The sequence below is a fragment of the Pseudomonas sp. NFACC45 genome, assembly GCF_900113505.1.
Classification (GTDB): Bacteria; Pseudomonadota; Gammaproteobacteria; order Pseudomonadales; family Pseudomonadaceae; genus Aquipseudomonas; species Aquipseudomonas tehranensis.
In genome coordinates this window covers 82,169-100,252 of the sequence record NZ_FOPO01000004.1, presented here as the reverse complement: position 1 = coordinate 100,252, position 18,084 = coordinate 82,169, and the positions used below count along the sequence as shown (strand labels likewise).

At 59.2% G+C, this 18,084-nt stretch carries 18 protein-coding genes and 1 pseudogene; 11 read left to right on the top strand and 8 right to left on the bottom strand.

The features are described 5' to 3' along the window. Positions 1 to 59 precede the first annotated feature (59 nt). Positions 60 to 839: an EAL domain-containing protein gene (locus BM132_RS08565; protein ID WP_092454614.1), complete on the top strand. Its 780-nt coding sequence runs from the start codon at positions 60 to 62 to the stop codon at positions 837 to 839. A gap of 71 nt (positions 840 to 910) precedes the next feature. Here BM132_RS08565 and BM132_RS08560 read toward each other — a convergent pair whose 3' ends face one another. Next, a complete protein-coding gene (locus BM132_RS08560) occupies positions 911 to 2,113 on the bottom strand; it encodes an MFS transporter (RefSeq protein WP_092454612.1) in 1,203 nt (400 codons plus the stop codon). Positions 2,114 to 2,256: 143 nt separating this feature from the next. Between BM132_RS08560 and BM132_RS08555 the strand changes: the two genes are divergently transcribed. Continuing rightward, a complete protein-coding gene (locus BM132_RS08555) occupies positions 2,257 to 3,201 on the top strand; it encodes a LysR family transcriptional regulator (protein WP_092454610.1) in 945 nt (314 codons plus the stop codon). On the opposite strand, the gene BM132_RS08550 is transcribed toward BM132_RS08555, so the two are convergent. Beyond that, positions 3,198 to 3,593: a VOC family protein gene (locus BM132_RS08550; protein WP_092454608.1), complete on the bottom strand. Its 396-nt coding sequence runs from the start codon at positions 3,591 to 3,593 to the stop codon at positions 3,198 to 3,200. The genes BM132_RS08555 and BM132_RS08550 overlap by 4 nt on opposite strands. Positions 3,594 to 3,660: 67 nt before the next feature. After that, positions 3,661 to 4,653: a DMT family transporter gene (locus BM132_RS08545; protein ID WP_092454606.1), complete on the bottom strand. Its 993-nt coding sequence runs from the start codon at positions 4,651 to 4,653 to the stop codon at positions 3,661 to 3,663. Positions 4,654 to 4,745: 92 nt separating this feature from the next. Between BM132_RS08545 and BM132_RS08540 the strand changes: the two genes are divergently transcribed. Continuing rightward, positions 4,746 to 5,654 carry a LysR substrate-binding domain-containing protein gene (locus BM132_RS08540; RefSeq protein ID WP_092454604.1) on the top strand — a complete coding sequence of 303 codons (909 nt, stop codon included), beginning with the start codon at positions 4,746 to 4,748 and terminating at the stop codon, positions 5,652 to 5,654. Positions 5,655 to 5,721: 67 nt separating this feature from the next. On the opposite strand, the pseudogene BM132_RS08535 reads toward BM132_RS08540, so the two are convergent. Then, positions 5,722 to 6,664 (bottom strand): annotated as a pseudogene (locus tag BM132_RS08535) (DMT family transporter). Between the two features lie 74 nt (positions 6,665 to 6,738). Here BM132_RS08535 and BM132_RS08530 point away from each other — a divergent pair. Next, positions 6,739 to 7,593 (top strand): LysR family transcriptional regulator, encoded by an 855-nt coding sequence (locus BM132_RS08530; protein WP_092454600.1) that lies wholly within the window; start codon positions 6,739 to 6,741, stop codon positions 7,591 to 7,593. Here the strand turns inward: BM132_RS08530 and BM132_RS08525 are convergent. Then, the gene (locus BM132_RS08525) at positions 7,590 to 9,332 is read right to left on the bottom strand and encodes an amidase (RefSeq protein ID WP_092454597.1); all 1,743 of its coding nucleotides are present in this window, start codon (positions 9,330 to 9,332) and stop codon (positions 7,590 to 7,592) included. The genes BM132_RS08530 and BM132_RS08525 overlap by 4 nt on opposite strands. 264 nt (positions 9,333 to 9,596) lie before the next feature. Between BM132_RS08525 and nhaA the strand changes: the two genes are divergently transcribed. Further along, positions 9,597 to 10,790, top strand: coding sequence for a Na+/H+ antiporter NhaA (gene nhaA, locus BM132_RS08520; protein WP_092396643.1), 1,194 nt, complete (start codon positions 9,597 to 9,599; stop codon positions 10,788 to 10,790). Positions 10,791 to 10,838: 48 nt separating this feature from the next. Here nhaA and BM132_RS08515 read toward each other — a convergent pair whose 3' ends face one another. The 3 genes from BM132_RS08515 to arsB are packed head-to-tail and all read right to left on the bottom strand — an operon-like array spanning position 10,839 to position 13,451. Next, positions 10,839 to 11,897, bottom strand: a complete 1,059-nt coding sequence (locus BM132_RS08515) for an NAD(P)-binding domain-containing protein (RefSeq protein WP_092454595.1) — start codon at positions 11,895 to 11,897, stop codon at positions 10,839 to 10,841. 36 nt (positions 11,898 to 11,933) lie between these two features. Continuing rightward, complete coding sequence (locus BM132_RS08510) at positions 11,934 to 12,281, bottom strand: ArsR/SmtB family transcription factor (protein ID WP_092396647.1); 348 nt, start codon at positions 12,279 to 12,281, stop codon at positions 11,934 to 11,936. A gap of 54 nt (positions 12,282 to 12,335) precedes the next feature. Then, positions 12,336 to 13,451 carry an ACR3 family arsenite efflux transporter gene (arsB, locus tag BM132_RS08505; protein WP_092454593.1) on the bottom strand — a complete coding sequence of 372 codons (1,116 nt, stop codon included), beginning with the start codon at positions 13,449 to 13,451 and terminating at the stop codon, positions 12,336 to 12,338. 236 nt (positions 13,452 to 13,687) lie between these two features. On the opposite strand from arsB, the gene BM132_RS08500 reads away from it, so the two are divergent. The 6 genes from BM132_RS08500 to arsJ all read left to right on the top strand — a co-directional run bounded on the left by BM132_RS08500 (position 13,688) and on the right by arsJ (position 18,074). Continuing rightward, on the top strand, positions 13,688 to 14,101 hold the full coding sequence (locus BM132_RS08500) for an arsenate reductase ArsC (RefSeq protein WP_092454591.1): 414 nt from the start codon (positions 13,688 to 13,690) through the stop codon (positions 14,099 to 14,101). Positions 14,102 to 14,109: 8 nt separating this feature from the next. After that, positions 14,110 to 14,481: a metalloregulator ArsR/SmtB family transcription factor gene (locus tag BM132_RS08495; RefSeq protein ID WP_092396653.1), complete on the top strand. Its 372-nt coding sequence runs from the start codon at positions 14,110 to 14,112 to the stop codon at positions 14,479 to 14,481. A gap of 27 nt (positions 14,482 to 14,508) precedes the next feature. Beyond that, positions 14,509 to 14,979, top strand: a complete 471-nt coding sequence (locus BM132_RS08490; RefSeq protein ID WP_092454589.1) for an arsenate reductase ArsC — start codon at positions 14,509 to 14,511, stop codon at positions 14,977 to 14,979. Positions 14,980 to 15,047: 68 nt separating this feature from the next. Beyond that, entirely contained in the window at positions 15,048 to 15,764 is a 717-nt protein-coding gene (arsH, locus tag BM132_RS08485; RefSeq protein ID WP_092454587.1) for an arsenical resistance protein ArsH, read from the top strand. Between the two features lie 66 nt (positions 15,765 to 15,830). Beyond that, positions 15,831 to 16,835, top strand: a complete 1,005-nt coding sequence (locus BM132_RS08480; RefSeq protein WP_092454585.1) for an ArsJ-associated glyceraldehyde-3-phosphate dehydrogenase — start codon at positions 15,831 to 15,833, stop codon at positions 16,833 to 16,835. A 9-nt stretch (positions 16,836 to 16,844) separates the two neighbouring features. Further along, entirely contained in the window at positions 16,845 to 18,074 is a 1,230-nt protein-coding gene (arsJ, locus tag BM132_RS08475) for an organoarsenical effux MFS transporter ArsJ (protein ID WP_092454583.1), read from the top strand. The last annotated feature ends 10 nt before the right edge of the window (positions 18,075 to 18,084 follow it).

Genomic DNA, 18,084 nt, shown 5'->3' with positions numbered 1-18,084 from the left:
GTCGACTACAGTTCTTTGCAAGTGCAGGGGACGCCCCGTTAAGCAACGGAATACTGATCATGACCCAAGATTCCTCCGAACCAGCCTTCAAATCCCTTGGTTGCGCCGACTGCCGCAACCATGAGGCACTGGGGTTCGACTTCACAATGGCCTTCCAACCTATCTTCAACGTTCGCACGCGCACCGCGTTCGCTTATGAGGCGCTGGTGCGGGGTGTCAATGGTGAATCGGCAGGCTACATTCTTGGGCTGGTCAATGACGGTAACCGCTACCGATTCGACCAGGCGTGTCGCGTGAAGGCGATCGAGGAAGCCGCCAGGCTGGGCATTCTGGAGATTGCCGATTGCTTGCTCAGCATCAATTTCCTGCCCAACGCCGTGTACCGGCCCGAGACCTGTATACGGGCAACCCTGGAAGCGGCGCGTCTTACGAACTTCCCGCCTAACAGACTCATGTTCGAAGTGACGGAAGGCGAGAAGGTGGTAGATCCCGACCACCTTAAATCGATTTTCGTGGAGTACGAGCGCCAGGGTTTCACCACCGCCATTGACGATTTCGGTTCCGGCTACTCGGGGCTCAATCTGCTGGCCATGTTTCAGCCGAACGTGCTGAAGATTGATATGGCGTTGACCCGCACGATTGATCAAGACCCGGTCAAACAAGCGATTGTCGAGGGCATCGTCCTGGTCGCCAAGCGCTTGGACATTACCGTCATAGCCGAGGGTATTGAGACGCGGGGGGAAAGCGCCGCGCTGCTGGACCTGGGGATCGACCTGATGCAGGGCTATCTGTTTGCCAGGCCTGAGGTCGGTCGCCTGCCGCCCGGCAGTTTTGACTGAAGCGTTCGGGCGTCCACGGGCTGTTCCGAAAGCGCTTTTCTGTTCACTGATTGACGGATAGCGGATACCTTTCAGGAGTCTCGTCGCGCCTGGTTGAGCAGCCGGGAAGCCCCCAGTATATAAAACGCCCCACCCGCGATAATAAAGAGCCCGAGCATGTAGAAAATACTGTGGGGCGGTTGCGTGGCCAATACCACACCGCAGAGCAGCGGCCCGGCCGCGGCTCCCAGATTGCTGAGGTTCTGCGCGGCGTAGTACATGCCGCGTAAATGGTTGGGCGCGATGTTGTCGATGAACATGTATTCCGCCGGGAAGACGATAATCTCCCCGACAGTGAATACAGCCATGGACATCACCCAGAACAGCACCGAGTTGGACAGGGCGAAACCGGCCAGGCCCATGAGGAACATTCCCAGTCCGGCCATCAGCCAAAGATTCAGATGTCGATGGGATATTTTCTTGCCGATGGAATATTGCAAGCTGATCACCATCAGCGCATTTGTCGTGACGATAGCGCTGATGATTCGGTAGGTGTTCTCAGGCGTGGTTGTCACCACCAGATACTGCGACAGATAGGCGGTGAACTGGCCGAAGACCACGGCGCTGAGCAGGCCGCCAAGAGTGAAACACACCAGCCGGTAGTCGTGGAGCAGAACCTTGCCCACCGCCAGAAAAGGCACAGGCGTCTGGCCTGCGTCGACGGGGGCGGAATGTCTGTCGCCCCAAACGAAGTAAATGAGAAAGAAGCCAGCACCGAGCCCGGCAGACAATAGAAATGGCAAGCTGATCCCTAGCTTGGCTATCCCCGCCCCGAGAAACGGTCCGACGGCATAGCCGATGTTGGTCAATGTGTATTTGATCGAGAACACCTCGCTGCGTTCGGCGGCGGGGACCAAGCTGCCGAATCCCGCCTTGACCGCTATATCGATAACGGCATAGGCCAGATTGATCAGCACCAGGCAGATGAAAAAAAGCCAGAGTTCGCGCGTCACGACTGCCCCGAGGAACCCTAGGCTGAACAAGCCAGTGAATCCCAGAATGAGTCGGTAGCTGGAGAGCCTGTCCACCAGGAAACCGCCATAGAGGCTCAATAGCGATCCAATGATCAGTGTGCTGCCGATGACCACTCCGATATCTGCCACTCCCATGGCGAAGTTTTCGGATAGATAGATGACCAGATAGGGCAGCGTGATCGCTCGGGCCAGCGTCAGTATTGAGGACGCGCAAAGCAGCAGGTTGACGGTGGTGGGGTAGTTTCTAAGGGTGGCGAGCATCCTTGCCTCATTGTTCAATCGATCATTGCCAGGGGTGAAGCGTGGCGCAATACGCTCGCGACAAGTTTACTGAGGAATCCAGTTCTGATTTATGATGGTTTTTCCATTGTCAGTTGAATTCAGTTCATCAATATAAGGCGCCTATGTTTTCCTCCGAGCGATTGAAGGGGATCGATGTATTTGTCTGCGTCGCCGAGTCTGGCAGTTTCAAGGACGCCGCAGAGCGGATGAGCCTCACGGGCTCGGCCATCAGCAAAAGCGTCGCCCGTCTGGAGAGCCGTCTTGGGGCTCGATTGTTTGATCGAACCACTCGGCGGGTATCGCTGACGGACGCCGGGACTGCGTTTTATCGCACCTGCACGGGGGTGCTTGCAGACCTGGAAGAGGCTGAGCTGTCGCTGCGTGCTGAAGACGCCGAGCCACAGGGCAGGGTTCGACTTGACCTTCCAGCCGCCTTTGGTCGCTCGCAAGTGCTGCCCATCATCTTGCGGTGTATCCAGGACTATCCGCGGTTGGTGCCGCACATCTCGTTCACGGATCGTTTCATCGACCCCCTCCAGGAAGGCGTGGATATCGTCGTCACTATTGGTGGTTCACAGGTTTGGCCTGACACGCTGGGCCATCGTTATCTGGGCCGTGAATGGCATGTCTTCTGTGCTTCACCCGTGTACTTGGCCAAGCATGGCGTCCCCATGACCGATCGCGATCTGGAACATCACCAGTGCATCGCTTACGGCTGGCCGGACGGCAAGCTCAGTCCGTGGAATTTTGCCGGTGAGCGTCCCGGCGAGACGATAAGAAAACAGGTGTCGCCAGCGCTGGTCGTGGGGGACGGCGAAGGGCTGGTTGCTGCGGTATCGGCCGGATGCGGTATTGCCCAATTACCTTCATGGTTGATCCAGCGCCAGCTTGAGGAGGGCACGTTGATTGAGGTGCTTGCCCATCTGGCAACCGACGGAATGTTGATCAACCTGCTCTGGCAGAAAAGCCGTGAGCAGCTTCCCAAGGTCAGTGCTTTGCTGGAAGCACTTGCGGCCAATTTGTGTCAGCCGGTAGACGGCAAACCCCGCAATGCCGTGGACGTCTAACCCTGCGGATCATGGCAGCAAACACACAGCTTGTTGCCATCGAGGTCACGAAAATAGGCACCGTAGTAGTCGGGATGGTAATGGGGCCTCAATCCAGGCGCACCCTCACACGTTCCACCCAAGGCCAGTGCGGTTGCGTGGCTGGCTCTAACCATATCCCGGCTGGGAGCAAGCAACGCCACCATCTGACCGTTGCCGGGCGTGCAGGGGTTGCCGTCAAAGGGTTTTCCAATCACGAAGATGGGGCGAGGTGAGCCTTCAGAAATCCAGCCGGCCCAACCCTTGCTGGCGTCGCTGAATTTCAGCATAAGGCCCAGCCCGGCCATTATCTTTGAGTAGAAAACGAGCGCACGGTCATAGTCGGCTATGCCTAAAAAAACGTGGGAAATCATGGTGGCTATCCTTGCGGTCAGTGGACCCAGTGAGTCTGGCAAGAAACGATAGTCAGTGAAAGATGCATCATCCGCTACGCTTGGCGATGTTCTCATTGTGCTGGGCGCGGGCGTTCGATTCGCTGGTTGTCAGGATGATACGAACGGCCACAACCACGCCGACAAGAACACCGGCAAGCCCTGAGGTTTCCCAAAGTGTCGGTAGTCGCTGATGAAACATCAGGCCCAGTACCGTCGCGAAGAGTGACTCCAGGGATATCAGTTGCCCGCTAAGGACCATGGGCAGGCGACGGGACGCGGCATTCCACGCCCAGGCGCCGACGACAGAGGACATCAGCGCGATAAAGACCCCCCAGGCATACACATGCCCAGCGAGGGAAAGGCTGAAGCCCAGACTTGGCAGTTTCAGTAGATCAAGCGCCAGTATGGCGGGTAATGCGATCAAGGTGCCCAGTCCCGCGCCTGCCATCATCAGGCCGGTCCAGGCCCCTGATGCATTGACCGCGAGTTTTTCCAGGCCCCTTTGATTCAACGCGGCGAATACGAGCCACAGGACAACAGCGCTGATTGAAAAGAACAGCCCCTTGAGCCAGGCGCCGTCGCCGGTCGGGAGGTGATTGATGCTGCCAACGTTCAACAGCAACAGCCCGCCTGTCATCAACGCCAGTGGTATCGCGAGTTTGCGCCATTCGATGGTTCTGCTCGTGGCATTGCCGAGTACGGCCTGTAGAAGCGGCACCATGCCAATAAGCGCAGGGGTCAGTACCGGTCCTGCATAAATCACCCCGGCGGCAATGCAGGTGCTGTATCCGAGGTATCCGATAACGCCCAGGCTTGCGCCCAGAAGCTGCTGTTCGCGGCTCAGGAATCGGAGCCGGGCGCGATAGAACACCATGACCCCTGCACCCAGCGTCCCGGCGATCAGAAACCGAACGATCATCAAGTCGTAGATCGAATAGGCCCCGGTGACGTAGGGCGCAATGAAATTCAAGGCCCAACTCAGCGTGGCGACGACGGCGAGGGCCACGCCTGCGGTGGTGTTTGAGTTACTCCTGGGCATCAGGCCTCTCCGCGGGACATTCAGCTCATGTTGCACAGCGTCAGCGCTATGCTACAAACGAGTTCTCGGCCACGGATGCATTACCGGTGATTATGAATACGCTTGGAAAGTCTTTACCGCCGCTCGCCAGTTTGTTGCCCTTTGAAGCGGCGGCGCGGCTGGAGAGTTTTTCCAAGGCCGCCGAGGAGCTGCACATTACCCAAGCGGCGATCAGTCGGCAGATACGGGGACTTGAAGAGAATCTTGGGCTAAAGCTCTTCAGTCGGCGCAACCGCGCCGTGTTTCTCACCCAGGAAGGACGCGAGCTAGGGCGTGTGGTGAGCAGCGCCTTGCGCAGTATCAGCGATGTCGCCGAGACCCTTCGCCAGGCGCCCGGCAAGCACCGGGTCGTTCTGCTGTGCCAATTGTGCGAGGCGTTCTACTGGCTGATGCCGCGCCTTTCATCATTCCACCAGCAATACCCTGAGATCGAAATCCAGGTGGTCACGTCGACCCGACCGCTGACTGAATTCAGTGAGCATTTTGACGTGGCCTTGCAAAGCACGGGGCGCCCCAGTGGTGCGCATGTTCTGGTGTTTACCGCGACCGATGAAGTGTTTCCGGTGTGCAGTCCTGGTTACCTCAATGTCCAGGAGTCACTACCGGTCGCGGACCTTCTGCATCACACACTTTTGCATCACCACGCCATGCCACCCCACTGGCTGCAGTGGGAGGGTTGGCTACAGGCGTTTGGGCAGGCAGCGAAGGTCAATTCTCAAGGCGCTGTGTTTGACAGCTACCCCTTGATGCTTCAGGCGGCGGTCGAGGGCCATGGAATTGCACTGGGGTGGCGCCGGACCGCCGCGAGGTTGATTGAAAGTGGGGCCTTGGTAAGGCCTTGCGCACAAAGTATTCCCTTGCCCGATGCGATATCCGTTTTCAGAAGTTCGTACGCAGGAGATCGCGCTGAAGTCAGCGCACTGATTGCGTGGCTGGAGGGGGCGTTGGAGAGTGAAGGCTGACATCGATCACCGCGTCGGGTAGCGACTGACTTGGCGGCTGTTTGCGCTCCGGGCGCGAATAGGGGGCCTACGCCACCCTTGCGGTCTGCCTGGCTTCGGTGCGCACCACCAGCCAGATACCGATTCCGGACACCGCCATGCCCGACAGCATTTGCCAGGAAAGGGGTTCGTTGAACATGGCCCAGGCCCACAGCATCGTCACGGGTGGGCTGAGGTACAGCACGCTGGCGACCCGGGTGGCTGTCGCCCGGCGCAGGCATAGCCAGTAGAGCCCATATCCGCCGATCGTCGACAAGCCCGCCGTCCACAGCACGCTCAAGGCGAAACCTGCGCTGGGTATCGGCGCGAGGCTGCCTTGTACACCTTCGAGCAAGGCGAAGGCGATCCCTGAAACGCAGCATTGCAACCACAGGTTGGGAAGCAGGCCCAGCGACTGCGACGCCGGGAGATGCTTTTGCCACAATGTCGCGACGGCCAGCGAGAGCATGCCAAGCAGCGGCAGGGCATAAGCCCACAAGGGCGCATCGCCCCAGGCGAGCGCGCCGTGGGTCACCAGCGCGGCACCGGCCAGGCCGATGACCAGGCCTGCCCAGACTCGCCAGGCCAGTCGCTGTCCCAGTACGCCAGCGGCCAACAGTGCCAGCCCCATGGGCAGCAAATCGGCGAATAGAGCGGCAAGCCCCGTAGGTACGCCCAGGGCAATACCTTGGGTAATGCCCGCCAGATAGCCCGCCATGGCCAGTAGGCCAATGCCGGCGTTTTTCAGAAGCACCGCAGGCGAGGTTCGAGCCAGTGCCCTGGCGACGAAGGGAAACAGAATGAGCGTGACCACGACGCAGCGCCAGAACACCACCAGCAATGCAGGGGCGTAGTCAATCGAGAAGCGCGCGCCAACGAACCCGGAGCTCCAGGTCAGCAGCAGTGCCGCTTCAAGCAGGACCAGGGGGACCGCCCGGTGCCAGACCGGTTTGGATAGGGGAAGGGCATGAGATCGATCGATATGGGTTCATGCCCATAGGCTACGAAAGCAGGCTAATCTAATAAATCAAAATATAGTGCAGCAGTTGTTCACGAAGGTTGAATCATGCCGGCCATACTCGATATTGAACTGATACGGACTTTTCATGCAGTGGCGCGCATAGGGAAATTCAGCGCGGCGGCGCAGCAGTTGCACAAAAGCCCGGCGGCGGTGAGCGTGCATATACAGCGGCTGGAGGCGGTAGCCGGCGGACGCTTGCTCAACCGTGACAATCAGGCGGTGTCCCTGACTGCTTTGGGCAAACGCTTGTTATCGTCTACCACGGAGTTGCTGAGCACCCATGACCGGGTGTTGGCCGACTTGCAGGGGACCCGCCTGGCGGGGCGCATCACCTTGGGTGTGCCGGATGAATACGCGGACCATGTCATCCGCGACATCCTCCCGACCTTCGCAGCCGGCTGGCCGAATGTGGTCCTGGAGCTCAGGACAGCGCCAAGCTATGCGCTGCGTGATCAGGTGCAGCGGGGGAAACTTCAGGCTGCGGTGATTGCCCGGCCGAAGGCGCAGCCGGGCACAGAGTCTCTGCTGTTAACCTCCACGTCGCCTGTTTGGGTCGGCCCGATCAATAGCGTGATTGCCTCGACGCAGCCGCTGCCACTGGCCGTGCATGCTGCGCAGTGTCCTTATCGACAAGCCATGATCGAGGCGCTCAGGCAATGCGCACGCAAGTCGCGCATCGTCCTGGAAAGCCCCTCCACTCAAGCCGTCAAAGCGTGTGTGGAGGCCGGTTTGGCGATCAGTCTGATAGACCGTGCCCGGGTGACGGACAAGATGCAGATTCTCGACAGCTTGCCGGTGGTTCCAGAGCATGAGGTGGTATTCATGCGATCGCAGGCATCACACGCCGATGAAGCGGTGAACCTGCTCTCGCATGCCATGCAGCAGCACTTCCGGCTTTAGGGGCGGCCTGCGCCACGCTTATCTGTCGCTGTCGCCCCCGACAACGGCGGCGTCCGGGGCGGGATCACCCGTTTCGACCCTGTCGACTCAAACGCCGAAGCCAGGCGCAACAGCGTCGAATCGTCATAGGCACGTCCGGCAAACGTCAGCCCCACGGGCATGCCGATGTCCGCCATCACGCCCATCGGCACCGTGACGGTGGGCACGCCCAGGTGCCGGATGGCCAGGTTGCCATTGGCGACCCAGACCCCGTTGCTCCAGGCGATATCGGCGGAGGCCGGATTGACATCGGCGTCTGCAGGGCCGACGTCGGCGACTGTCGGGAATATCACCGCATCGAGCCCAAGCCGGTCCATCCAGTCTTCAAGATCGATGCGGCGGGTCTGTTCAAGTCCCCGCAGTCCGTCCGCCAGGGTGGGAATCTGGTCCCAGGGGGTAATGCCGCGCTCGGCCATCCGCACGTATTCGTCCATGCCGGCGGCAAGATCGTCCTCACGGTTGGGCAGGGTGCCAGGGTCGTGGGGGAATATCAGCGGCCCGTCAACATCGGCCAGACGATTGAGTTTCGGATCACCGTTGGCCCGCAGAAAATCATCGAACGCCCAGGCCGACAGGTCCCACAACTCATGGTGCAGGAACTCCTTGGATACCAGGCCTCGGGTGAAAACCGTCGGCGCGCCCGGACGATCTCCCTCGCAATTGGAGACCAGCGGGAAATCGACCTCGACCACCTGCGCACCACAGGCCAGGAGCGCCTTGCGAGCTTCTTCCCACAGGGCGATCACCGAGGCGCGAGTGTTGATTCGCTGCCCCGTCGGCCCGCCAATGCCGGGTGCTTGCGCCGTGCCCGCATCGGGATCGGCGTTGATGTACATACGCGGAACGCCGAAACGGACACCCGCGAGTGCGCCTGCGTCGGCGGCAAGGCCGGGATACGAGGCGGGGCGCACCGAGTCGACACTCGGGAGGGGTACCCAGGGCTGCATGCGCCACAGATCGCCGCGAGTGTCAGGGTCATGCGCCACCACGACGTCCAGCACTTCCAGCAGGTCCGCCATCGTCCTGGCATAGGGCACGACAACGTCCATTGTCGGGGTCAATGGCCAGTTGCCGCGCACCGAGATCACCCCGCGCGAAGGCGTATAGGCGCACAGGCCGTTGTTCGATGCCGGGCCTCGGCCGCTCGACCAGGTTTCTTCGGCAAGGCCGAATGCGGCGAAACTGGCCGCCGTCGCAGTACCCGCACCGTTTGAAGAGCCGGATGCGAAAGGCGCGGTGAGGTATTCGCCGTTGTAGGGGCTTTCCGCGCGGCCATACACTCCGCGTTGCATGCCGCCGTTGGCCATGGGCGGCATATTGGTCTTGCCCAGGCAGATCGCCCCGGCGGCGCGAAGCCGTTCGATGGTGAACGCATCGCGATAGGCGACCAGGCTCGCGAACGCCGGACTGCCAGAAGCGGCCGTGAGCCCCTTCACCAGATAACTGTCCTTGGCGGTATAGGGAATGCCATCAAGCGGACCCAGGAGCTGACCCTTGGCCCGCCGTTCATCGGACGCCTGTGCTTCCTTCAGGGCATCGGGATTGCGAACGACAACGGCGTTCAGGGCGGTGGACGTGTCGGCGCCGTCGTAGGCATCGATCCTGGCAAGATAGGCCTGGACCAGCTCGACGGCTGTCGTCTGGCCGGATTCGAGTGCTGCGCGTAATTGGGCGATGGAGACTTCGGTGATTTCGATCATGTTGTTACCGTTGCTGCTGACGGGGACGTGGTGCGCGGAGCCTTTCAAACCGGACCTTGGGCACTTCAGGTGTCTCAAAGTGGGTTCTCATATCAGTGGCATGCACTTTACTACGGGATAAGCGCTAAAGGGCTTAATTGGAAAACCGCCTCCCATCGAGCAGTACCTTTTGTATAGAATGCCGTGCAAGGGTGTCACCGCAAACGCGGCAGGGCAGGTTTAATCAAGCGCAGGTCGGGCCGCCAGCGCGGAGTCGCTGTGCCTATGAGCCCGGAACCGTTGCGCCTGAATAATAAAAGTGAGTCACCTTCCGCCATGGCTTTCCTCTCCCGTTTTTTCGCCGCTGAATCAGCTGGCGGTCTGGCCCTGATGGCCTCCGCCCTGGCCGCGCTCATCGTAGCCAATTCGCCCTGGTCAGAGGTGTACTTCTCCGCACTGCACGTCAAAGCCCTCGGGCTTTCGGTCGGGCACTGGATCAATGATGGCCTGATGGCTCTGTTCTTTTTATTGGTCGGCCTTGAGATCAAGCGCGAAATGCTTGAAGGCCAGTTGTCGCGCTGGAGTCAACGCGCGCTTCCAGGTTTTGCCGCGCTGGGCGGCATGCTGGTCCCTGGCCTGATTTACGTCGCGGTCAACTGGGGCAATGCGCAAACCCTGGGTGGCTGGGCGATTCCCACGGCAACGGATATCGCATTTGCCTTGGGCGTGCTGTCGCTGCTGGGCAAGCGTGTGCCGATTTCCCTGAAGATCTTTTTGTCGGCGCTGGCGATTCTGGATGACCTCGGGGCGGTCCTTATCATCGCGCTGTTCTACACCAGCGATTTGTCCGTCAACATGTTGCTGGCGTCGCTGGGCGTGACTGCTCTTTTGGTGGTACTCAACCGCTGCGGGGTGAAGAGGCTGTTCCCCTATTTGATCGCAGGCGCACTGCTCTGGTACTTCATGCTTCAATCCGGCATCCATGCGACCTTGGCCGGCGTCATCCTGGCCTTGTGTATTCCGCTCGGTGATTCCAACGAAGGAGGGTGGTCGCCGCTTCTCTACCTCGAAGAAAAGATGCATCCGTGGGTGGCTTTCGCGGTGGTGCCCATCTTTGGTTTCGCCAATGCCGGCGTATCCCTTGCCGGTATTTCCCCGAATAATCTGATCGATCCCGTACCGATGGGGGTGGCGATGGGGCTGTTGGTGGGCAAACAGATCGGGGTGTTCGGTCTGGCGGCGCTGGCCATTCGTTTCGGTCTGGCCAAGATGCCTCACGGGGCGAAGTGGTCTCAGATGTATGGCGTGGCGCTTTTGTGCGGAATCGGCTTCACCATGAGCCTCTTTATCGGTGCGCTGGCGTTCCCCACTGCGCCCCATCTGGTCGATGAAGTTAAAGTCGGCGTGCTGCTGGGCTCCACACTGTCTGCCATTATCGGAGTCTTGGTGCTGATGAAGGCGGGTTCGAAAAAGAGTTGAGGTGACCTGCGGCGATGCCTTTGCCGGTGTCGCCTTGAAAGCCTGGTTTCATGCCGGAGCGCGGAGGTGGTTCAGTAAATGCCGGAGTATGTGTTCGGCATCTGGCCCTACGCCCCTGAGGGTTGCCGAAGCAAAGTTGCGTTGTTTAGGCAAACCCACAAAGTACAAGCCGGGGACATGCGTGGCTCGTCCGTCACGCTGCCGCACCCAACCTCGTTCGTCCAGCACTGGCAGGCTTTCGAGAAATGCCAGGTTCGGACGAAAACCGGTGGCAAACACCAGGCTATCAACGGTTTCATGCTGGCCATCGGGCCAAACAATACCGGTTGAGGTGACCTGAGTGAACATGGCCGCTTGATTGAAATCGCCGGCTTTGAGTGCCTTGCTGTAGGTGCCGTCGTCCAGTACCGGTGTGCTTTGGTCGTTCAACCAGCGGGTTTTCTCCAGGCCTGTCCATTTCAACCAGGTATGAAAGTCTGCCCCCAATATGCGTTGGGGTACGAACCGAATCGTCTCGCGTGTTGCCAGCGTCACCGTTGCCACTTTGGCCAAATCGTAAGCGATCTGTACGGCAGAGTTTGCGGCGCCAATCACGACGATGCGTTGTCCATCGAAGGGCTGGTTGTTTCGATAGTCGGCACTGTGGAGTTGAGTGCCGTTGAAGCTTCCGAGCCCGGGAATATCGGGTGTGTAGGGGCGGCTGAAGGCTCCCGATGCGACGACCACCGCTCTGGCCAGAAAGTGTTGTCCGCTGGCGGCAGTTATCTGGAACCCCCCGTTCACCCGATCTACCCGCGTGGCCCGAACCCCCTGGAGGATCGGTAGCTCAAAGAGCTCGGCATATTTCTCGAGGTAGTGCACCACTTCGTCGCGAGCAGGGTAGTGGCCTGGAACTGCGGGGAACGGCATTCCCGGTAGAGAGGAGTAGGCCGCAGGCGAGAACAGTTCAAGGCTGTCGTAGTAGTTGCGCCAGTTCCCGCCCGGTTGCAGTTGCTCGTCGAGGATGAGGAAACTGAGGCCTTGGCGTTTCAAATGCCAACCGCTGGCCAGCCCTGCCTGGCCAGCACCGATCACAACAACATCGACTGGCTGATTTATTTGGTTCATATGTGCGCACCTATACACGTTTTTGGATAAATAAAATCAGCTCGATCTGCCGGGGCAGCACAAGGGGGTGATGCTCTTGGTGTGGTGCAGGATGTCTTCCAGACGCTGGATAATGGCTGGGCCATCCACCTCGTAGAACACCTGTCGGCCGACCTTCGAGGCGCGAACGATACCGGCATCCAGCAGCACCTGCAGATGGCGGGACACCACCGAACGCTCCTGAGGCAACTGCGCCGCAATTTCGGTGACATCGGCTCGGCCTAACTGCATGACGCGCTTCAGCACGGCGACTCGCGGCGGCTCGCACAGGGCTTTGAAGAAGGCGCCATCCAGCGATTCGATAGCGGCCTCGATGGCTTGGGCTCGGGTGAGTGTTGTAGTCATGCGTCGACTATATGTGCATGAGTATGCACATGTAAAGCGCCGATCAACACCCTCTTAAACAAGAGGATGTTCTTCTGAAACAGAGGCGGGCGAGGCGGTTGGCGTCATTTCTACGCTTTCTTTCGGGAACCAGGCCTGGGTCCGGTTGGCGAAGGCCACCAGCGACAGCATCACCGGTACTTCCACCAGCACCCCGACGACGGTGACCAGAGCCGCCCCGGAGTTGAGGCCGAACAAACCGATCGCCACCGCCACCGCCAGCTCGAAGAAATTCGAGGTACCGATCAGGGCGCAGGGGGCCGCCACATTGAACGGGACTTTCCATAGTCGCGCCGCCGTGTAAGCAATCGCGAAAATGCCATAGGACTGGAGCAGCAAGGGCACGGCAATCAAGGCAATCAGCAGTGGCTTATCCAGAATGATCTGTCCCTGAAATCCGAACAGCAGCACCACGGTGCCCAGCAGGCCGAGGATCGACAGGGGTTTGACCCGGGCGTTGAAACGCTTGACCGCATACTCGGCCTCGCCGATGTTTTGCGCCGAAGCACTGAGCTTCAGGCGGGTGAGTACCCCGGCAATCAGTGGGATCAACACATACAGCCCGACCGAAAGGATCAGGGTTGCCCAAGGCACCTCAATGTCAGTCACGCCGAGCAACAGCGCCACCAGCGGCGCGAAGGCGAAGATCATGATCACGTCATTCAGCGCCACCTGAACCAGGGTGTAGGTGGCATCACCGCGAGTCAGCTGCGACCAGACGAACACCATGGCGGTACACGGCGCGGCACCGAGCAGGATCAAGCCGGCGATGTACTGGCCGGCATCACGGGGATCGATCAGGTCGATAAAGAAATAATGAAAGAACAACACCCCCAGCCCCGCCATGGTGAACGGTTTGATCAACCAGTTGACCACCAGGGTGATGACCAGCCCCTTGGGCCGTTCGTGAATGCGCTTGAGGCTGGAGAAGTCCACCGACACCATCATCGGGTAGACCATCAGCCAGATCAGCCCCGCGACAATGAAATTGACCGAGCCGTATTCATAACCGGCCATGGTCTGGAACAGCTGTGGGAACAGACTGCCCAACCCGACTCCCGCCGCGATACACAGTGCGACCCAAACCGACAGGTAACGCTCGAAAAAGCCGATTGGCTGGGTGGTGCTCATGCTCAAACCTCTTCTCTGTGGATCAGTGGGCGCAGGTTGTGGATGGAGAACCCTATATATAAAAAATCATATATTCCTGAGCCTGGGGCGATCTTTTTCAGCAAATTCTTCTAAGAGGATTCTATCTCTATCTCGCTGTAAACGTCGCTTTTCATAGGAAAATAAGCAGTGGAAGCTTTATCTTGTATTCGGATAATCATATATTCGACTTTCCGAATATTTGATGAGGCTTCATCATGATTGGCAAAGCCAGCGTACTCTTCGTCTGCACCGCCAACGCTGCTCGTTCCCAGTTAGCTCAGGCGCTGCTCAGGCACACGGATTCGGAGCATTTCGAGGCATTCAGCGCCGGTACTGCACCCACTGAGGTCGACCCTCGCACCTTCGAAGCCCTGGCGCATCTGGGGGTCAGTACGGACGGGTTACGGAGCAAATCGATTGATGAGTTCCGGGGGGAGCGTTTCGATTACGTCATCACCTTGTGTGATAAAGCCGCTTCGGAATGCCAGTCGCTCCCCGGCGCAGGCGAGACCATGGCCTGGAGCTTCGAGGATCCGGTCACCAGCACCAAGCCCGATGCGTTCCGTCACACGCTTCACGAGATTCATGATCGCATCAAGATGTTTGTCTTGGTGAAAACCAAACACTGAGAACTGAAATGGCTGACCACCTGACCCCAACCACTGTTTTCAAATGCCTGGCCGACGACAACCGTGTACGCATGATGCTGCTCATCACCCGAGAGGGGGAGTTGTGCGTCTGTGAGCTGACGTGCGCGTTGAACGAGAGTCAGCCGAAAGTCTCCAGGCACTTGGCGCAGTTACGCACGTGCGGGTTGCTGTCGGACCGTCGGCAGGGGCAATGGGTCTATTACCGACTGCACCCCAACCTGCCTGACTGGGTGCTTCAGGTATTGACCGTGGTACTTGAAACCAACAAGCACTGGTTAAGCCCTGATGCCAGGCGACTGGATGACATGGGTGACCGTCCTGAGCGGGCAATCGCTTGTTGTGAAAGCACAACCGCCTGATCCCGCCTTCGACTACGAGACGAGCCGATGAAAATCCTGTTTCTCTGCACTGCCAATAGCTGTCGCAGTATCCTCTGTGAAGCGCTTTTCAATCATTTGGCCCCCCAAGGGATGAAAGCCTACAGCGCCGGAAGTCAGCCGAAGGGAGAAGTGCATCCGCTGAGCCTCAGAACGTTGGAACAAGCAGGCATTAGCACCGATGGCCTGTTCAGTAAGTCCAGTGATGCTCATGCAGAACTGGCGCCTGATTTCGTGATCACGGTGTGTGATAAAGCCGCCGGTGAAGCCTGTCCGGTGTTCTTCGGTCCGGCGACAAAAGCCCATTGGGGGCTGGCTGATCCTTCGGAGTACCGCGGTACTCAAGAAGAGATCGAGGCGGCTTTCGAAGCCACCCTGGAGCAGATCAGAACCCGTATTGAAGCCTTTCTGGCACTGCCGCTTCCCCAACTGGGTGCTGAACAGCTCAGGGCAGAGCTGGCCCTGATCGGCACGCTGTAACCCGGGAGCAATGATCATGCACCGCGGGTTTGATGACCCTACGAGCGCCGTTGCGCAGGACAAAGACTATGTTTGATGAGCCAATCCCCCAACTGAACACCGAGCTGGCTGATCTCCCATCGGCCGACAAGCTGGGCATTGAGAAAACCTCCCTGCACAAACCGCGCATTCTGCTGTTGTACGGATCCACCCGTGAACGCTCCTTCAGTCGCCTGATGGTAGAGGAGGCCGCTCGGTTACTGGAGCACTTCGGCGCCGAAGCGCGGATTTTCAATCCGTCGGGTTTGCCGCTACCCGATGACGCACCGGTCGATCATCCCCGGGTTCAGGAACTGCGCGAGCTGATGCAGTGGTCTGAAGGCCAGGTCTGGTGCTCGCCGGAACGCCACGGTTCAATGAGCGCGGTGTTCAAAGCGCAGATTGATTGGGTGCCGCTGGCCATGGGCGCGGTCCGTCCGACCCAGGGCAAAACCCTCGCCGTCATGCAGGTGTGCGGTGGCTCGCAGTCGTTCAACGTGGTCAATCAACTGCGCGTGCTGGGACGCTGGATGCGCATGTTCACCATCCCAAACCAATCCTCCGTGCCGAAGGCCTATATGGAATTCGACGACAACGGCCGGATGAAAGCTTCACCGTTCTACGACCGCGTCGTGGATGTGATGGAGGAGTTGGTGAAGTTCACGCTGCTGCTTCGCGACCGCCAGGATTACCTGGTCGACCGCTATTCCGAACGCAAGGAGTCGGCGCAAGAATTGATGAACCGGGTCAATCAGCGCTCCATCTGAGTCAAACCATCGCCTGGTTCGACCTGATGTCGAACTCCCCAGACACCCGATACAGAGCACAACTACATGACTATCAAAGTGGGCATCAACGGTTTTGGACGCATCGGTCGCCTGGCATTGCGCGCCGCCTGGCATTGGCCAGAGTTCGAGTTCGTGCAGATCAACGACCCGGCAGGTGATGCGGCGACCCACGCGCACCTGCTGAACTTCGACTCGGTACATGGCCGCTGGAATTATCAGGCCGACGCCGAGGGCGACAGCATCGTCATCGACAGCAAACGCATCAAGGTAACCGCCAACAAAGCGATTGCCGACACGGACTGGTCGGGTTGCGATCTGGTGATCGAGGCCAGTGGCAAGATGAAAACGGTCGCCGTACTTCAGGGCTATCTCGACCAAGGCGTTAAACGTGTGGTGGTCAGCGCTCCCGTGAAGGAAAAGGGCGCATTGAATATCGTCATGGGCGTCAATCATCAGCTGTTCACACCCGATGTTCATTCGATCGTCACCGCCGCTTCCTGCACCACCAACTGCCTGGCACCGGTGGTGAAAGTCATCCACGAGAAGCTGGGTATTCGTCACGGTTCGATTACCACGATTCATGACCTGACCAACACCCAAAGCATCCTCGATCAGCCCCACAAGGATCTGCGTCGAGCGCGTGCTTCGGGCATGAGCCTGATTCCAACCAGCACCGGTTCAGCCACCGCTATCGCGGAAATCTTCCCGGAACTGCGCGGGCGCCTGAATGGCCACGCCGTGCGTGTGCCACTGGCCAACGCTTCGTTGACTGACTGTGTCTTTGAAGTCGAGCGGGCCACCACTGTCGAGGAGGTCAATCAGCTCCTCAAGGACGCTTCCGAGAATGAGCTCAAAGACATCCTCGGTTTTGAAGAGCGTCCGCTGGTGTCCATCGACTACCGCACCGACCCGCGCTCATCGATCATCGATGCGCTATCGACCATGGTCATCAACGGCACCCAGGTCAAACTCTATGCCTGGTACGACAACGAGTGGGGCTATGCCAACCGCACCGTGGAACTGGCCCGGATGGTCGGTCGGGCAGTCTGAGGGGCGATCATGAAAGCGTTGTCAGCCCTCTCTCCGCCAGTGCGGCAGTACCTGCTGGTCACCGGCAATTACTGGGCCTTCACCCTCACCGATGGTGCCTTGCGCATGTTGGTGGTGCTGCACTTCCATGCGTTGGGCTACAGCCCGTTGCAAATCGCCGCGCTGTTTTTGTTCTATGAGATTTTTGGCGTAATCACCAATCTGGTGGGCGGCTACCTTGGTGCCCGGCTAGGTTTGAACCGAACCATGAACATTGGTTTGGGCATGCAAGTCGTGGCGCTGTTGATGCTGACGGTTCCGCTAGCCTGGCTGAGCATTCCCTGGGTAATGGGCGCTCAGGCGTTGTCCGGGATCGCCAAAGACCTGAACAAGATGAGCGCGAAAAGCTCGATCAAGCTGTTGGTGCCCGATGGGCAGCAGGGCAAGCTGTACAAGTGGGTGGCGATCCTCACCGGCTCCAAGAATGCCCTCAAGGGCGTGGGCTTTTTCCTCGGTGGAGCGTTGTTGGCGCTGATCGGTTTCAAAGGTTCGCTGCTGGCGATGGCCGGCGTGCTCGCGCTGATCTGGATCGGTAGCCTGATGCTGTTGAAAAAGGACCTGGGCAAAGCGAAAGCCAAACCCAGGTTTCGCGACATCCTGTCCAAGAGCAAGGCGATCAACATCCTGTCAGCGGCGCGGATGTTCCTGTTCGGTGCCCGCGATGTCTGGTTCGTGGTGGCCTTGCCGGTGTACCTGAGCAGTGTTTTTGGTTGGGACTTCTGGAAGGTCGGCGGCTTCCTGGCAGCCTGGGTGATCGGCTATGGCATCGTGCAGTCCTTTGCGCCCAGCATCACCGGCAAGAAACGTGGGCACGTACCGGATGGTCGCGCGGCGTTTGTGTGGGCACTGGCCCTGGCGGGCCTGCCGGCGGCCATCGCACTTGGGCTCGATAACGGGTTGTCACCCCAGGCGGTGCTGCTGGGTGGGCTCATGGTCTTTGGGGTGCTGTTCGCGGTGAACTCGTCGCTGCACAGCTACTTGATTGTGTCCTATGCCAAGGAAGACGGCGTGTCGCTGGATGTGGGTTTCTACTACATGTCCAACGCCATGGGGCGACTGCTCGGAACGGTGCTCTCCGGCTGGGTCTATCAAACGTATGGACTGGGGGCGTGCTTATGGATATCCAGCGCATTCGTGCTGCTCGCCGCTTTGATTTCCATAGGGTTGCCTCGCCACGCCAATCCGGCGGTCGATCTTTAGCTACCTTCAG

What these genes read in the sequence shown, in the direction of transcription:
- BM132_RS08480 (WP_092454585.1), top strand. Translation starts at nt 15,831, where the DNA reads ATGACTATCAAAGTGGGCATCAACGGTTTTGGACGCATCGGTCGCCTG.
- BM132_RS08565 (WP_092454614.1), top strand. Translation starts at nt 60, where the DNA reads ATGACCCAAGATTCCTCCGAACCAGCCTTCAAATCCCTTGGTTGCGCC.
- BM132_RS08510 (WP_092396647.1), bottom strand. Translation starts at nt 12,281, where the DNA reads ATGACTACAACACTCACCCGAGCCCAAGCCATCGAGGCCGCTATCGAA.
- BM132_RS08525 (WP_092454597.1), bottom strand. Translation starts at nt 9,332, where the DNA reads ATGATCGAAATCACCGAAGTCTCCATCGCCCAATTACGCGCAGCACTC.
- BM132_RS08555 (WP_092454610.1), top strand. Translation starts at nt 2,257, where the DNA reads ATGTTTTCCTCCGAGCGATTGAAGGGGATCGATGTATTTGTCTGCGTC.
- BM132_RS08560 (WP_092454612.1), bottom strand. Translation starts at nt 2,113, where the DNA reads ATGCTCGCCACCCTTAGAAACTACCCCACCACCGTCAACCTGCTGCTT.
- BM132_RS08490 (WP_092454589.1), top strand. Translation starts at nt 14,509, where the DNA reads ATGAAAATCCTGTTTCTCTGCACTGCCAATAGCTGTCGCAGTATCCTC.
- BM132_RS08550 (WP_092454608.1), bottom strand. Translation starts at nt 3,593, where the DNA reads ATGATTTCCCACGTTTTTTTAGGCATAGCCGACTATGACCGTGCGCTC.
- arsH (WP_092454587.1), top strand. Translation starts at nt 15,048, where the DNA reads ATGTTTGATGAGCCAATCCCCCAACTGAACACCGAGCTGGCTGATCTC.
- BM132_RS08500 (WP_092454591.1), top strand. Translation starts at nt 13,688, where the DNA reads ATGATTGGCAAAGCCAGCGTACTCTTCGTCTGCACCGCCAACGCTGCT.
- arsJ (WP_092454583.1), top strand. Translation starts at nt 16,845, where the DNA reads ATGAAAGCGTTGTCAGCCCTCTCTCCGCCAGTGCGGCAGTACCTGCTG.
- BM132_RS08540 (WP_092454604.1), top strand. Translation starts at nt 4,746, where the DNA reads ATGAATACGCTTGGAAAGTCTTTACCGCCGCTCGCCAGTTTGTTGCCC.
- BM132_RS08515 (WP_092454595.1), bottom strand. Translation starts at nt 11,897, where the DNA reads ATGAACCAAATAAATCAGCCAGTCGATGTTGTTGTGATCGGTGCTGGC.
- BM132_RS08495 (WP_092396653.1), top strand. Translation starts at nt 14,110, where the DNA reads ATGGCTGACCACCTGACCCCAACCACTGTTTTCAAATGCCTGGCCGAC.
- arsB (WP_092454593.1), bottom strand. Translation starts at nt 13,451, where the DNA reads ATGAGCACCACCCAGCCAATCGGCTTTTTCGAGCGTTACCTGTCGGTT.
- BM132_RS08530 (WP_092454600.1), top strand. Translation starts at nt 6,739, where the DNA reads ATGCCGGCCATACTCGATATTGAACTGATACGGACTTTTCATGCAGTG.
- nhaA (WP_092396643.1), top strand. Translation starts at nt 9,597, where the DNA reads ATGAGCCCGGAACCGTTGCGCCTGAATAATAAAAGTGAGTCACCTTCC.
- BM132_RS08545 (WP_092454606.1), bottom strand. Translation starts at nt 4,653, where the DNA reads ATGCCCAGGAGTAACTCAAACACCACCGCAGGCGTGGCCCTCGCCGTC.